The organism is Polaromonas naphthalenivorans CJ2 (assembly GCF_000015505.1).
Classification (GTDB): domain Bacteria; phylum Pseudomonadota; class Gammaproteobacteria; order Burkholderiales; family Burkholderiaceae_C; genus Polaromonas; species Polaromonas naphthalenivorans.
Genome location: NC_008781.1, coordinates 2,026,435 through 2,039,303 on the forward strand (window position 1 = coordinate 2,026,435; position 12,869 = coordinate 2,039,303).

The window sequence follows — 12,869 nt, forward strand, 5'->3', positions numbered from 1 at the left end:
CGCCTAAACGCCCAGGTATTGCGCCAGCAGTTCCGGCCGGGCATGCAGTTCGGCCGAGCTGCCTTCAAAGACGGCTTCGCCCTTGACCAAAATCACGTTGCGGTCGGTGATCTGGCTGACGTGCTTCCAGTTCTTGTCAACAATCACGCTGCTGATGCCGGTTTCACGCACCAGGCGGCAGATGCGCCAGATTTCCCGGGCAATCAGCGGCGCCAGGCCTTCGGTGGCCTCGTCCAGAATCAGGACATCCGGATTGGTCATGAGCGCCCGGCCGATGGTCAGCATTTGCTGCTCGCCGCCGCTGAGCTGCTGGCCGCCGTGGCCCAGGCGCTCCTTGAGCCGGGGAAAGGTGTCCAGCACCCGCTCGTAAGTCCAGTCGCGCTGGCCCCGGCTGCCGGCGCGCGCGGCCATCTTCAGGTTTTCCACCACGCTCAGGTTGCCGAAAATGCCCCGGCCCTCGGGCACATAGGCGATGCCGAGCCGCGCGATTTCATAGGGCGCACGCCCCGTCATCGGCTGGCCCGCAATCTCGACCGAACCGGAGCGGGGCTTGACCAGGCCCATGATGCTTTTGAGCAGCGTGCTTTTGCCCATGCCGTTGCGGCCCATCAGGCCAATGGTTTCACCGCGCGCCACGCTGAAGCTGAGGTCGCGCAGGATGTGGCTGGCGCCGTAGTAGGTGTTGAGCTTGCGGGCGTTGACCAGCAGGTCAGGCGGGTTTGCAGGGTGGGTCGTCATGCGCTTTCTTCCCCGATGTCTTCGCCCAGGTAGGCGGCCTGGACCCCGGCGTCGGCCCGGATTTGCGCCGGCGTGCCGCTGGCGATGACCTGGCCGTTGACCATTACCGTCAACTGGTCGGCCAGCGTGAACACCGCGTCCATGTCGTGCTCGACCAGCAGGATGCCGTGGTCTTTTTTCAGGCTTTGCAGCAGGGCTATCATGCGTTCGGCCTCGACCGCGCCCATGCCGGCCAGGGGCTCGTCGAGCAGCAGAACCTGCGGGCGGGTGGCCAGCGTCATGGCGATTTCAAGCTGTCGCTGTTCGCCATGGCTGATGGTTCCGGCGATGCTGTCGCGCCGATTTTTTAAGCCAGAAAGCTCGATTGCGCTTTCTGCACGGGCATTGATAGCTATGAAACTGGTAGCGCGACGCAGCCAGTTCAGGGCGTGCGGTTCACGCGACTGCGAAGCCAGGCGCACGTTTTCCCAGACGGTGAAGGGCAAAAAAATGTTGGTCTTCTGGTAGCTGCGGCCCAGCCCCTGGGCGGAAATTTTTTCCGGGCTCCAGCCCGTGATGTCCTGCCCGCCCAGCAGGACAGAGCCTGAAGTGAGCGGCAAGTCCCCGGACAGCAGATTGGTCAGGGTGGACTTGCCGGCGCCGTTGGGGCCAATCACCGCATGGATGCGGCCGCGCCAGAGATCGACCGACACATCATTGACCGCCGCCAGGCCGCCAAAGCGTTTGGTCAGGTTGTTGGCGCTCAGGAGAACTTCACTCACCCTGGTTCTCCTTGTCCATGCCGCGTTTTCCGAGGCGCCCGGCAAGGCCCAGCAGGCCGCGCGGCGCGAATGTTACCAGCAGCACGATGAAAAGGCCCATCCAGAGCTGCCAGTGCTTGCCCAGGTTGACGCTGCCGACCTGCGGCAAGTCCTTGAAGACATGCAGCAAATACTCGAAGGTGAACGCCCCGACCATTGCGCCGGCAATGTTGCCCATGCCGCCCAGCACGACCATCATGATGGTGTGCGCGCTCATCTGGAAACCCATGAGTTCGGGGTTGATGTAGCCGGTCTGCGTGCCCCACAGGTAGCCCGCCAGCCCGGCCAGCCCGCCGGCCAGCGTGAACGCCGTGAGCTTGTAGCCAAAGGTGTAAAAACCCATGGCCCGCATGCGGTGCTCGTTGACGCGAATGCCCGCCAGCGCCCGGCCGAACGGGCTCCAGAGCAGGCGCCGCAAAAAGGCATAGACCAGCAGCATGGCGGCCAGCGTGAAGTAGTAGAGGGTGCGCTTGCCGTCCAGCTCAAATGGCACCCAGCCGAACAGCGCTGCACTGGGCCGGAAGTTGATGTAAAGCCCGTCCGATCCACCCAGCGCCTTGTTGTCGAAAAACAGGAAAAACACCATCTGCGCAAAAGCCATGGTGACCATGATGAAGTAGATGCCGCGCGTGCGCACGACAAAAAAACCGATGATGAGCGCCGCCAGCCCCGAGCCCAGCACGGCGACCGGCAAGGTCCACCACAGGCTGACCGGCTCGCCCTGCGGCGTGAGGAAAGCCAGTGCGTAGCCGGCCAGTCCAAAGTAGGCGGCATGGCCCAGCGACACCAGGCCCGTCACGCCCTGCAGCAGGTCCAGGCTCATGGCGAAAATCGCCATGATCATCATGCGCGTGACCATTTCGGTGTAGAACTCGGTTCCTGCGAAAGGAAAGGCCAGCAGCGCCGCCAGCCCCAGAAAGAGCGCCACCTGCACGCCGCGCGGCAGGATTTCCATGTTGGCTTGGGTCATTGCTTGAACAGGCCTTCGGGCTTGTACAGCAGCACCGCCGCCATCAGGATATAGACCAGCATGCCGGCGACCTGCGGCAGCAGCACCTTGCCGAAGGTATCGACCAGGCCGACCAGCAGGGCGGCGATCAGCGCGCCGCGCACCGAGCCGATGCCGCCAATCACCACCACGACGAAACACATGATGAGCACCTGCGAGCCCATGTTGGGATACACGCTGGCAACCGGCGCGGCAACCATGCCCGCCACCGCCGCCAGTCCGACCCCCAGCGCGAACACCACCGCATGGATCAGCTTGATGTTGACGCCCAGCGCCTCGGCCATGTCGCGGTTGAAGGCGCCGGCGCGTATCTTCATGCCCAGCCGGGTTTTGGAGATCAGGAAATACAGGCCAGCCGCCAGCGCCAGGCAGACCCCTGACATGAACAGGCGGTACACCGGGTAGGACAGGTTGTCGGTCAGCGGAATCGAGGCGCTCAGCAGCTCGGGAATCGGCACGCCGTGGACATCGTCGCCCCACAGGATGGAGCGCAACTCCTCAAAAATATAGATCAGCCCGAAGGTCAGCAGCACCTGGTCCAGATGGTCGCGCTCGTAGAAGTGGCGGAACAGCAGCCATTCCAGCGCCAGGCCGAAGAGCACCGACAGCGCAGCGCCGCCAATGATGGCCAGGCTCAGGCTGCCAAACAGGGCGCTGAGCGACCACGCCAGGTAGGCGCCGAGCATGTAAAAGCTGCCATGCGCCAGATTGACCACGCCCATGATGCCGAAGATCAGCGTCAGGCCGGCGGCCAGCATGAACAGCAGCAGGCCGTACTGGACACTGTTCAGGAGCTGGATGAAAAAGTTGGCTAGGTCCATGGGTGTGTTTCCCGCAGGGGGCAAAACTTGCGGATGCCGGCTCCTCAAGCCATCTTGCAGCCAAGGCCCGAGTCGGAAAGCGCTTTGGCGGCAATGCCAATCACCTTGTTTTCCTTGTTTTCAACCACGCGCAGGTAGATGTCCTGCACCGGGTTATGCGCCTTGCTCATGGTCCACTTTCCGCGCGGGCTGTCGATGGTGGCGCCTTCCATGGCCTTGTACAGGGCCGGCTTCGCGCCAAGGTCGCCCTTGACGGCATTCGCCCCCTGGATGAGCAACAGGCCGGTGTCGTAACCCTGCACGGCGTACACGTCGGGCTGGCTGCGAAACGCCTTCACGTAATCAAGACGGAATTTTTTGTTGCGCGGCGTGTCGAGCGAGTCGCTGTAGTGCATGGTGGTGACGATGCCTTCTGCCGCAGGGCCGGCGGCGTCGAGCACGCCTTCGGTCAGGAAGCCCGATCCGTACAGGGGAATCTTGCCTTTCAGGCCTGCGGCGGCATAGTCGCGGATGAACTTGGCCGCGCCACCGCCGGCAAAGAAACAGGCCACCGCATCGGGCTTGAGTGCGGCGATTTCGGTCAGCAGCGCCTGGAACTCAACATTGGGGAAGGGCAGTCCCAGTTCCTTGACGATGGTGCCGCCCGCTGCGGTATAGCTTTCCTTGAAGCCTTCGAAGGCTTCGTCGCCAGCCGCGTATTTCCAGGTGATCCAGACCGCTTTCTTGTGGCCCCTGGCGACCATGGCCTGGCCCAGCGCCCGGGTCGGCTGCGAATTGCTGAAGGACGTGCGGAACACATTCGGCGCGCACAGGGCGCGCGTTGCGGCATGCACGCCTGCATTGGGAATCAGGCACAGCACGCCGCTGTCGCGGGCAACTTTCTGGATACCCATCTGCACGCCCGAATGCACGGTGCCGACCAGCACATCGACCTTGTCGCGCTGCACCAGCTTGCTGGCGTTTTCAATGCCCTTGGAGGGCTCCGACTCGTCATCGACCTTGAAGTATTCGATCTCGCGTCCGCCCAGCTTGCCGCCCTGTTCATTGATGGCCATGCGAAAGCCGTTTTCAATCGCCACGCCAAGCTGGCTGAAGGTGCCCGTATAGGGAAGCATGAAGCCCACCCGGACCTTGCCCGACTGGGCGCGCACGAGTTCGGGCAGCAGCAAGCCGGAGCAAGCCGTGCCCATCACGGCAGCACTGCGGGTGAGGACCAGACGACGAGTGGGCATGGGAAATTCCTTTTGATTGAACAGGTGTCAACCCATAATAAGGCGCTCATCTCCCGGGGCGACTAGTGTAAAACCCGAGCTTTAGGATTAAATTGTTTAATCCTAAAGTTTTTTGCGAAACGTGATTTGATCTGGCGTGAGGCAATATTCCCCGGAGTTTTCAGGTGGCGTCGCAAGGAGCGCTGCTCTTTGGCAGGGCGGCTTGCAGCCACTGGCGACACCATTCGGCGCCCACTGTCTCCGGAAGAGTGCCGTCGCTCGAATCGAGGCAGCAGATTTCGCCGATGCGCTGCGCGCCAAGATCCTGCAGGCGCTCGTCAAAATGCTTTCCTCCAAAACAGAAGGTCTGCGCATGCGAAGCACTGTCGCCCAGCGCGATCACGCCATAACGCACATGGCCCAAGAACCGGGGCTGCAGGTCCAGCGACTGGTAAAGCGCCTGCGCATTGTCGGGAACATCGCCCGCGCCGTAGGTGGATGTGCAAATGAGATAGAGCACGTCTTCGGTTTTGTCCGCATCAAAGACACTGATGTCCAGGCCGTCCATCGGTTCAACCTCGACAGGATTCGCCAGGTCCGCGCATTCCATCTGAATGGCTTGCGCGACATGCTTCGCCGTATGGGTCATGCTGCCGACCAGGATTTTTAGTTTCATTTTCAGTGTCCGGTATAAGAAAAACAGGATTGGGGGTATGGATTGTCGGGGTTGCGTATTTTGCTGGGGCGACGCAGATTGGCTTAAAAAAATTCCGGACCCGGTAAATAGTGCGATTTTCCTGTCTATAATAATCAACTTGTCGGAGTGTGGCGCAGTCTGGTAGCGCACCTGGTTTGGGACCAGGGGGTCCAAGGTTCGAATCCTTGTACTCCGACCAAAAATCAATAAAAAAGCTCACTTTGTGGGCTTTTTTTATATCTGTCCGTAGCTCAGTTGGATAGAGCATCAGCCTTCTAAGCTGAGGGTCACAGGTTCGATCCCTGTCGGACAGACCAAATCAGCATTTCACACCGTCTCATATCACCTCAAAACCCGCATGCTTCATAGGCATGGCGGGTTTTTTGTTGTCTCACGCCAATGTGGCCAGATCACCGACTTTAAGAGAAAAGGAAAAACTCCGTTGCCTGCCAACCCGCAAATCATCCAGCGCTTGAAAAAACAAGTGTTTCTGGCCTGTTGCGCAAGTGGGAAGGGCGCAAGCTGCTATCTATAAAATAGCAGCTTATACCAATCCCGCGTCATGACATTACCGATGCCGAAGGCACCATGGCCCAGCGGCGGGAGCACAAAGAGCGGATGGCACCAGGAATCTGCGTGAAGGCATTCCAGGCGTCGCAGCAGGCGTCGACGATCTGCTCGTAGCTGTCGTAGCAACGGTTTGCCAGGTGCCGGTCGCGCAGTTGCTGCCACACCTGCTCGGCCGGGTTGAGTTCGGGTGAACCCGCGGGCAGCGGCAGCAATGAGAGGTTGGAGAACTGGGGCAGTTTGGCGGTGGTATGCCACCCTGCACGATCGAGCACCAGCACCGCGTGGCGCCCCGCAGGCACCGCCTCGCTCAGGGCCTGCAGGTGATGGGCCATTGCCTCGGTATTGGCGTGCGGCATGACCAGACCGACCGCGCTACCCTGCTGTGGACAGACTGCGCCAAAGATGTATGCCGATTCGGACTGCTGCTGGCGCACCACCCGGGGGCGCGTTCCCTTGCGCGCCCACAGGCGCGTTTGCGTGCCGCGCTGGCCAATGCGCATTTCATCTTGAAACCAGATGTCCACCTGCTCAGGCGCAATGCTCGGGGGCAGCGTTGCCGCGACTTCCTGGACGAAGTTTTTTTTTGAATTCGGCTTGTGCCACCGGATCGGCACTGGGACTGACGGCGCGCGCCGAAATCCATACCATGCCCAAGCGCTTCATGAGGTCATACACACCGTTCAAGCTGTAGGCAACGCCAAACTGCCGGTCCAACAACTGGCGAATATCTTCACCCCGAACCCGCCCACCGCCGCGTTCGCACTGGAGTTGTTCGACGGCCTGGCGAAAGGCTTCTTCCTGTGCTTTGGCAAGGCGCTGCGTGCTCCAGTCGTGCGGCATGCCGGCCAGACGGGCCACGCCGCCAGCGGTAAACCACTGTACCCAGCGCATGACCGCGTGGCGGCTCACGCGCAGTGCCGCGCCCACTTCGCTGCAGCTTTTGCCTTCTTTGAGGTGCGCCAGTGCTATCAGGCGCAGTCGCCGGCGCCCATCGGGTTCCTTGCGAGCCAGCCGGTCGAAATCATAGGGCTGCAGCTGATCAATGATTTGCTGGGATAACATTTTCGCAACCTCCATCAAGAGCCAATATCGCTCAGACTTCGATCGCCGACATTGGTTCTTTATCCATCGGGATTGGTATTACGCCCTCAAAATTCAGCAGCCGGCTTAACAGCCGCGCGTGACCGGCATCTCGACTTCACTGTTCATCACCAGATGCCTGGCCAGCTCCAGCTTGGCCAATGAAGCACGATGCACTTCATCCGGTCCGTCCGCCAGGCGCAGCGTGCGCTGGCTGGCATACGCATAGGCCAGCGGAAAATCATCCGACACGCCGCCGCCACCATGGGCCTGGATGGCCCAGTCGATGATCTGGCAGGCCATGTTGGGCGCGACCACCTTGATCATCGCAATCTCGGCCTTGGCGACCTTGTTGCCCACGGTGTCCATCATGTAGGCGGCTTTGAGCGTCAGTAGCCGGGCCTGCTCGATCATGCAGCGCGATTCGGCAATGCGTTCCCACCAGACCGACTGGGCCGCGATGGGCTTGCCGAATGCCACGCGGGCGTTGAGCCGCTTGCACATCAGCTCCACCGCGCGTTCGGCAATGCCGATGCTGCGCATGCAGTGGTGGATGCGTCCGGGGCCAAGGCGGCCCTGGGCAATTTCAAAGCCGCGCCCTTCGCCCAGCAGCAGGTTGGCTGCAGGCACCCGCACATTGGTCAGGCGCACTTCCATGTGGCCGTGCGGTGCGTCGTCGTAGCCGAAAACGCTCAGGGGGCGAATCACGGTCACGCCGGGGGTGCTGGCGGGAACCAGGATCATCGACTGCTGCTCGTGGCGGCCTGCGGTGGGGTCGGTCTTGCCCATCACGATGTAGATCGCGCAGCGTGGGTCGCCGGCACCCGACGACCACCATTTGAGGCCGTTGATGACGTAGTCGTCGCCGTCGCGCTCGATGCGGCACTGGACGTTGGTGGCGTCGGAGGAGGCGACTTCGGGCTCGGTCATCAGGAAGGCCGAGCGAATCTCGCCCTTGAGCAGCGGGTCCAGCCATTGGTCCTGGTTGGCTTCCGAGCCGTAGCGGGCGATGGTTTCCATGTTGCCGGTGTCGGGCGCCGAGCAGTTGAACACTTCGGCGGCAAACGGAACACGGCCCATGATTTCGCACAGCGGCGCGTATTCCAGGTTGGACAGCCCCTCGGGCGCGCGTGGCGAGTGCGGCAAAAACAGGTTCCACAAACCGGCGGCGCGCGCCTTGGGTTTGAGTTCCTCGATCAGGGCAGTGGGAATCCAGGCGTTGCCTTTGGCCCGGTTCTCGGCGATTTCGCGAAAAAACCGCGTTTCATTCGGATAAACATGCTCATCCATGAACTTCAGCAGGCGCGCCTGCAGCTCTTTTACTTTTGGGGTGTAGTCGAAGTCCATGAATATCTCCTGAAGGGGGTTGTTGTTGAGGAAAAACTTGGCCGGAAAACGGTTGGCGGACGTGGCTTCAGGCCTGCGCTTTCAGCGCAAAGTCCCAGGCCATTTTTGCCAGCAGCGGCGCGCCGGCGGCCGAGCTGACGGCCTGCGCGCTGGACGCGGTGCCGGCTTCGATGCGCTTGGCGATGCCCTGCAAAATGGCGGCCATGCGGAACAGGTTGTAGGCCAGGTAGAAGTTCCAGTCGGCCTTCAACGCTTCGGGCGTGGTCAGGCCGGTGCGTTCGCAATAGCGGCGAATGTAATCTACCTCTGTAGGAATGCCAAAACTCGCAACGTCAAGCCCGCCAATGCCGCGAAACGCGCCGGGCGGAATGTGCCAGGCCATGCAGTGGTAGCTGAAATCGGCCAGCGGATGGCCGAGCGTTGACAGTTCCCAGTCCAGCACGGCGAGCACGCGGGGCTCGGTGGGATGAAACAGCAGGTTGTCGAGCCGGAAGTCGCCGTGCACGATGGACACCAAGCTTTCATCGCGCGCGCTGGCCGGAATATTCGCAGGCAGCCACTGCATCAGGCTGTCCATCTCGACAATCGGCTGGGTGATGGAGGCCAGGTATTGCTTGCTCCAGCGGCCAATCTGGCGCTCGAAGTAGTTGCCGGGCTTGCCGTAGCCGGCCAGGCCGCGTTCAGCAAACTTCACCTTGTGCAGTGCGGCGATGACGCGATTCATCTCGTCGTAAATCTCGCTGCGCTGGGTGTTCGTCATGCCGGGAAGGGACTGGTCCCAGAGCACGCGGCCCTCGACAAACTCCATGACGTAAAAGGCGCGGCCAATGACGGACTCGTCTTCGCACAGGCAATACATTTTGGGCACCGGCACGTCCGTGCCCTGCAGGCCCTGCATCACCTTGAATTCACGCTCGACCGCATGGGCCGATGGCAGCAGCCGGGCGACCGGACCGGGTTTGGCGCGCATCACGTAACTGGCATTTGGCGTGAGCAGCTTGTAGGTCGGGTTGGACTGACCGCCCTTGAAAATCTCGACGTTCAAGGGGCCGCTGAAGCCGTCAAGATGCTCGCTCAGGTAGCTGCTGAGCGCTTCGGTATCAAACGCCTGGCTGGCGCTGACGGCCCGGGTGCCGATGAAGTGGTCAAAATTGCTCATGGGCTGCTTGTCTCCTTGGGGCTGGTTTTGTTATTTGTCGGCATCCGCTTCAGAGATACGCATCAGCGTTTGGCGGTTGCGCACCACCAGGCCGCCCGGCTCGATGCGGATGGCTTCCTCGCGCTCCATCGCCTTGAGTTCCTGGTTGACCCGCTGGCGCGAGGCGCCCAGGAGCTGCGCCAGTTCTTCCTGCGCCAGTTGCAGGCTGATGCGGATATCGCTGCCATTGGACAGGCTGGGAACGCCGTAGCTGCGCACCAGGTGCAGCAGCTGCTTGGCCAGCCGCGCCCGCAGCGGCAGCGTGTTGAGGTCTTCGACCAGGCCGAACAGCTGGCGGATGCGGCGTGCATGCAGGCGCAGCAGCGCTTCGTACAGCTCGACATGCAGGCTCAGGATTTTTCGCAGGTCGCCACGCGCCACGCACAGCGTGGTGGTGCTGCCGTGGGCATAGGCATCGTGGGTGCGGCGGTCGCCGTCGAAAATCGCCACATCGCCAAACCAGATGCCGGGCTCCACATAGGTCAGCGTCACCAGCTTGCCGGAAATCGAGGTCGAACTGACGCGCACCGCGCCGGTGGCGCAGGCAATCCACTCTTCGGGCGGGTCGCCGCGCGCCGCAATGAGGTCGCCGTCTTTGTAGCGTTTGACGTAAGCGCATCGGAGGATGTCGTGCCTCAGGGAAGGTGAAAGGGAGGAGAACCAGCGGCCGCTGTTGATGGCCACTCTTTCGTCTATCGTAAGAATAGGATCGTCCATGGTCTGTCTTTTGGGTGACTAACAAGCTTGGCATTGTCGCTTTAGGGACTGGTGGCGAGTCCGTCAGCTGTCGCATGGGTGTCGCGTAGGCAGTGCTGCAGCGCCAGGATGACGGCGGCTGAATCGAGCCTGAAACCCCTGCGGGTCAGGCGAATTTGTAGCTTGAAGCCGATGGCGGCCGATAAGCATTTTTTAATGCTAAAGATGGCCTTTGCGCTTGCTGCATAAGCGTGAGTAGCTATGAAATCAGGAGTTACTGATGAAGGCTGTTTGCTGGTTCAAGTCACTTTGTGCCAGGGAACAAGAAGCAACACGGGCATGCATCCGCTTCGATTGCCGGATGTTACCGCCGGTTCAGCGGTAGTGCGGCTTGCGTTTTTGCAAAAACGCGTCAATGCCTTCGCCGCCGTTGGCGTGATGCAGGTTGCGGACAAAGTGGTTGCGTTCGCTGTCCAGCTGCTGGCTCATGGTGTTGGCCGCTGCGTCGTTGATGAGGTCCTTGATGCTGGCCAGCACGTTGGGCGCGCGTGCATTGAGCCGGGCCGCCAGCACCAGCGCCTCAGCGAGCGCGCCGCCCGCAGCGGTGAGGCGGTTCACCAGGCCCAGGCCATGCAGCCTCTCGGCGCTGATGCGCTCCGCGCCCATGAGCAGTTCGCAGGCCAGGGCGCGGGGCAGGGCGCGCGCCAGGCTCCAGCTGCCGCCGCCGTCGGGCGACAGCGCCACGCTACTGTAGGACATCACGAACACGGCGTTGTCGGCGGCGACGATGAAGTCGCAGGCCAGCGCCAGCGAAAAACCGGCGCCGGCGGCCGCGCCTTCGACGGCGGCAATCACCGGCTTGGGATAGGTGTGGATGGCCTCGATCCAGTTGTGCAGCGCTTCAATGCTTTGTGCCTGCACTTCAGGCGATTCGCGCCGGTTGGCCTGCAGCCGCTGCAGGTTGCCGCCGGCGCAAAACACGCTGCCTTCGCCGGTAATCACCACGCTGCGGATTTCCGGGTTGTTTTCGGCGGCGTTCAGGGCCTCGATGCCTGCGGCATACATGTCGGGGCCGAGCGCATTTTTGTGCTCGGGGTTGCTCAGTGTCAGGATGAGGGTGCCGCTTTCGCTGGTGCTTTTGAGGGAGGCCGGCATGTCAGCTTTCCTCGTGCATCAGGCTCAGGCCAATCGCGCCCCGGCGGCGCAGCCACGGTGAAGGGCGGTAGCGCTGGTCGCCATACACGGTTTGCATGTTGAACAGCACTTCGAGCACATTGGTCGGACCATAACGGTCGCCCATGGCCAGCGGTCCCATCGGATAGCCAAGGCCCAGCGTGACGGCGGTTTCCAGGTCTTTGGGGCTGCAGACGCCCTGCTGGCAGATGTCGCTGGCAATGTTGACGATGGTGGCGACGACGCGCTGCGTGACAAAGCCGCCGCTGTCGCGGATCACGCTGACCGCCTTGCCGTCGCGGGCAAACAGCGCATGCGCCGCATCGCGCATGTCGCTGCGCGTGGCCGGGTTGGTCGCCAGGACGCGGCGTTTGGTGGTGGCGTCATCGATCAGCATGTCGATGCCGACGGTGCGCGCCGGGTCCAGCCGCTCGACCACGGCCACCGTCGTGATGTCAAAGCCCAGCGGCGCGACCAGCGTCAGCGCCTGCGGGGACGGCGACTGGCCGGTTTCGATGTGGGCGCCCAGGTTCTTGAGTAATTGCAGCAATTCCGAACGCCGGGCCGCTCTAGGCGACACCCAGACCGGCGGCATTTCGGCCACAACGGGAGGCGGCGCTTCGGCCGGAACCTGTGCCACGCCGCCTTCATGGCGGTAAAAGCCTTCGCCGGTCTTGCGGCCCAGCAGTCCGCCGGCCAGGCGCTGCGCGGTGATGACGCTGGGGCGGTAGCGGTCTTCCTCGTAATACTGGTGGTAAATCGATTCCATCACCGGATGCGAAACATCGAGTCCGGTCAGGTCCATCAACTCGAACGGTCCGAGCTTGAAGCCGGCCTGGTCGCGCAGGATGCGGTCGATGGTGGCGAAGTCGGCAATGCCTTCGCTGACGATGCGCAGCGCCTCGGTGCCGTAGCCGCGCCCGGCGTGGTTGACGATGAAGCCCGGCGTGTCCTGCGCCTGCACCGGCGTGTGGCCCATCTGGCGGGCGTACTGGCTCAAACCGTGGCAAGTGTCGGCGCCGGTTTTCAGCCCGGCGATGATTTCGACGACTTTCATCAGCGGAACCGGGTTGAAGAAGTGATAGCCGGCAAAGCGTTCGGGGTGCTTGAGGGCTGCGGCAATCGCGGTCACCGACAGCGAAGACGTATTGCTTGCCAGCACGGCTTGCGCCGGCACGATGGCTTCAAGCTGGGCGAACAGCGCTTTCTTGATGTCCAGCCGCTCGACGATGGCTTCAATCACCAGGTCGCAGTCCGACAGGTCAGCCAGCGTGCCGGCCACCCGCAGCCTGGCCTTGTGCGCGTGGGCTGCGTCAGGGGAAATCCGCTCTTTTTCGACCAGCTTGTCCCACTGGCTGAAGAGGGCTTGATGGGCTTTTTCAGCGGCGCCCGCCTGGGCATCCATCAGCTTGACGATGCTGCCGGCCTGGGCCGCGATCTGGGCGATGCCGCGCCCCATGGCCCCGGTGCCGACAATGCCGACCGTTTTAAAAATTGTTGTGTGCATTGTTGGGTGAAGGCCGATGGTT

13 protein-coding genes and 2 tRNA genes are annotated in these 12,869 nt (G+C 62.1%); 2 read left to right on the forward strand and 13 right to left on the reverse strand.

Translation table 11 applies throughout. The annotated features are described in order from the left end of the window. Positions 1-3: 3 nt before the first annotated feature. From PNAP_RS09530 to PNAP_RS09555, 6 genes are all read right to left on the reverse strand, one after another. Positions 4-738: an ABC transporter ATP-binding protein gene (locus tag PNAP_RS09530; RefSeq protein WP_011801294.1), complete on the reverse strand. Its 735-nt coding sequence runs from the start codon at positions 736-738 to the stop codon at positions 4-6. Beyond that, entirely contained in the window at positions 735-1,499 is a 765-nt protein-coding gene (locus tag PNAP_RS09535; RefSeq protein ID WP_011801295.1) for an ABC transporter ATP-binding protein, read from the reverse strand. Before PNAP_RS09535 ends, PNAP_RS09530 begins: the two co-directional genes overlap by 4 nt. Continuing rightward, positions 1,492-2,508, reverse strand: coding sequence for a branched-chain amino acid ABC transporter permease (locus PNAP_RS09540; protein WP_011801296.1), 1,017 nt, complete (start codon positions 2,506-2,508; stop codon positions 1,492-1,494). The genes PNAP_RS09535 and PNAP_RS09540 overlap by 8 nt, the downstream gene beginning before the upstream one ends. Next, positions 2,505-3,368 carry a branched-chain amino acid ABC transporter permease gene (locus PNAP_RS09545; RefSeq protein WP_011801297.1) on the reverse strand — a complete coding sequence of 288 codons (864 nt, stop codon included), beginning with the start codon at positions 3,366-3,368 and terminating at the stop codon, positions 2,505-2,507. Before PNAP_RS09545 ends, PNAP_RS09540 begins: the two co-directional genes overlap by 4 nt. 44 nt (positions 3,369-3,412) lie before the next feature. After that, entirely contained in the window at positions 3,413-4,600 is a 1,188-nt protein-coding gene (locus PNAP_RS09550; protein WP_011801298.1) for an ABC transporter substrate-binding protein, read from the reverse strand. 160 nt (positions 4,601-4,760) lie between these two features. After that, complete coding sequence (locus tag PNAP_RS09555) at positions 4,761-5,255, reverse strand: flavodoxin domain-containing protein (protein ID WP_011801299.1); 495 nt, start codon at positions 5,253-5,255, stop codon at positions 4,761-4,763. A gap of 143 nt (positions 5,256-5,398) precedes the next feature. On the opposite strand from PNAP_RS09555, the gene PNAP_RS09560 reads away from it, so the two are divergent. Both PNAP_RS09560 and PNAP_RS09565 read left to right on the forward strand, forming a co-directional pair. Then, a tRNA-Pro gene (locus PNAP_RS09560) sits at positions 5,399-5,475 on the forward strand. Positions 5,476-5,516: 41 nt separating this feature from the next. Next, positions 5,517-5,593, forward strand: a tRNA-Arg gene (locus PNAP_RS09565). 243 nt (positions 5,594-5,836) lie between these two features. On the opposite strand, the gene PNAP_RS09570 is transcribed toward PNAP_RS09565, so the two are convergent. The 7 genes from PNAP_RS09570 to PNAP_RS09600 all read right to left on the reverse strand — a co-directional run bounded on the left by PNAP_RS09570 (position 5,837) and on the right by PNAP_RS09600 (position 12,847). Further along, the gene (locus PNAP_RS09570) at positions 5,837-6,460 is read right to left on the reverse strand and encodes an IS630 family transposase (RefSeq protein WP_157040254.1); all 624 of its coding nucleotides are present in this window, start codon (positions 6,458-6,460) and stop codon (positions 5,837-5,839) included. Further along, positions 6,375-6,908, reverse strand: a complete 534-nt coding sequence (locus tag PNAP_RS09575) for a helix-turn-helix domain-containing protein (RefSeq protein ID WP_011801301.1) — start codon at positions 6,906-6,908, stop codon at positions 6,375-6,377. The genes PNAP_RS09570 and PNAP_RS09575 overlap by 86 nt, the downstream gene beginning before the upstream one ends. 105 nt (positions 6,909-7,013) lie before the next feature. Then, positions 7,014-8,273, reverse strand: coding sequence for an acyl-CoA dehydrogenase family protein (locus PNAP_RS09580; RefSeq protein WP_011801302.1), 1,260 nt, complete (start codon positions 8,271-8,273; stop codon positions 7,014-7,016). A 67-nt stretch (positions 8,274-8,340) separates the two neighbouring features. Continuing rightward, a complete protein-coding gene (locus PNAP_RS09585) occupies positions 8,341-9,432 on the reverse strand; it encodes a phosphotransferase (protein WP_011801303.1) in 1,092 nt (363 codons plus the stop codon). Positions 9,433-9,462: 30 nt separating this feature from the next. Further along, complete coding sequence (locus PNAP_RS09590) at positions 9,463-10,188, reverse strand: Crp/Fnr family transcriptional regulator (RefSeq protein ID WP_011801304.1); 726 nt, start codon at positions 10,186-10,188, stop codon at positions 9,463-9,465. 354 nt (positions 10,189-10,542) lie between these two features. Next, positions 10,543-11,322 carry an oxepin-CoA hydrolase, alternative type gene (locus PNAP_RS09595; protein WP_011801305.1) on the reverse strand — a complete coding sequence of 260 codons (780 nt, stop codon included), beginning with the start codon at positions 11,320-11,322 and terminating at the stop codon, positions 10,543-10,545. 1 nt (position 11,323) lies between these two features. Then, positions 11,324-12,847: a 3-hydroxyacyl-CoA dehydrogenase gene (locus PNAP_RS09600; RefSeq protein WP_041376645.1), complete on the reverse strand. Its 1,524-nt coding sequence runs from the start codon at positions 12,845-12,847 to the stop codon at positions 11,324-11,326. Between the last annotated feature and the right edge of the window lie 22 nt (positions 12,848-12,869).

Bases quoted from the DNA above. Each gene is read 5' to 3' on its own strand.
- PNAP_RS09530 (WP_011801294.1), bottom strand. From the start codon at position 738: ATGACGACCCACCCTGCAAACCCGCCTGACCTGCTGGTCAACGCCCGC.
- PNAP_RS09540 (WP_011801296.1), bottom strand. From the start codon at position 2,508: ATGACCCAAGCCAACATGGAAATCCTGCCGCGCGGCGTGCAGGTGGCG.
- PNAP_RS09545 (WP_011801297.1), bottom strand. From the start codon at position 3,368: ATGGACCTAGCCAACTTTTTCATCCAGCTCCTGAACAGTGTCCAGTAC.
- PNAP_RS09550 (WP_011801298.1), bottom strand. From the start codon at position 4,600: ATGCCCACTCGTCGTCTGGTCCTCACCCGCAGTGCTGCCGTGATGGGC.
- PNAP_RS09555 (WP_011801299.1), bottom strand. From the start codon at position 5,255: ATGAAACTAAAAATCCTGGTCGGCAGCATGACCCATACGGCGAAGCAT.
- PNAP_RS09575 (WP_011801301.1), bottom strand. From the start codon at position 6,908: ATGTTATCCCAGCAAATCATTGATCAGCTGCAGCCCTATGATTTCGAC.
- PNAP_RS09580 (WP_011801302.1), bottom strand. From the start codon at position 8,273: ATGGACTTCGACTACACCCCAAAAGTAAAAGAGCTGCAGGCGCGCCTG.
- PNAP_RS09585 (WP_011801303.1), bottom strand. From the start codon at position 9,432: ATGAGCAATTTTGACCACTTCATCGGCACCCGGGCCGTCAGCGCCAGC.
- PNAP_RS09590 (WP_011801304.1), bottom strand. From the start codon at position 10,188: ATGGACGATCCTATTCTTACGATAGACGAAAGAGTGGCCATCAACAGC.
- PNAP_RS09595 (WP_011801305.1), bottom strand. From the start codon at position 11,322: ATGCCGGCCTCCCTCAAAAGCACCAGCGAAAGCGGCACCCTCATCCTG.
- PNAP_RS09600 (WP_041376645.1), bottom strand. From the start codon at position 12,847: ATGCACACAACAATTTTTAAAACGGTCGGCATTGTCGGCACCGGGGCC.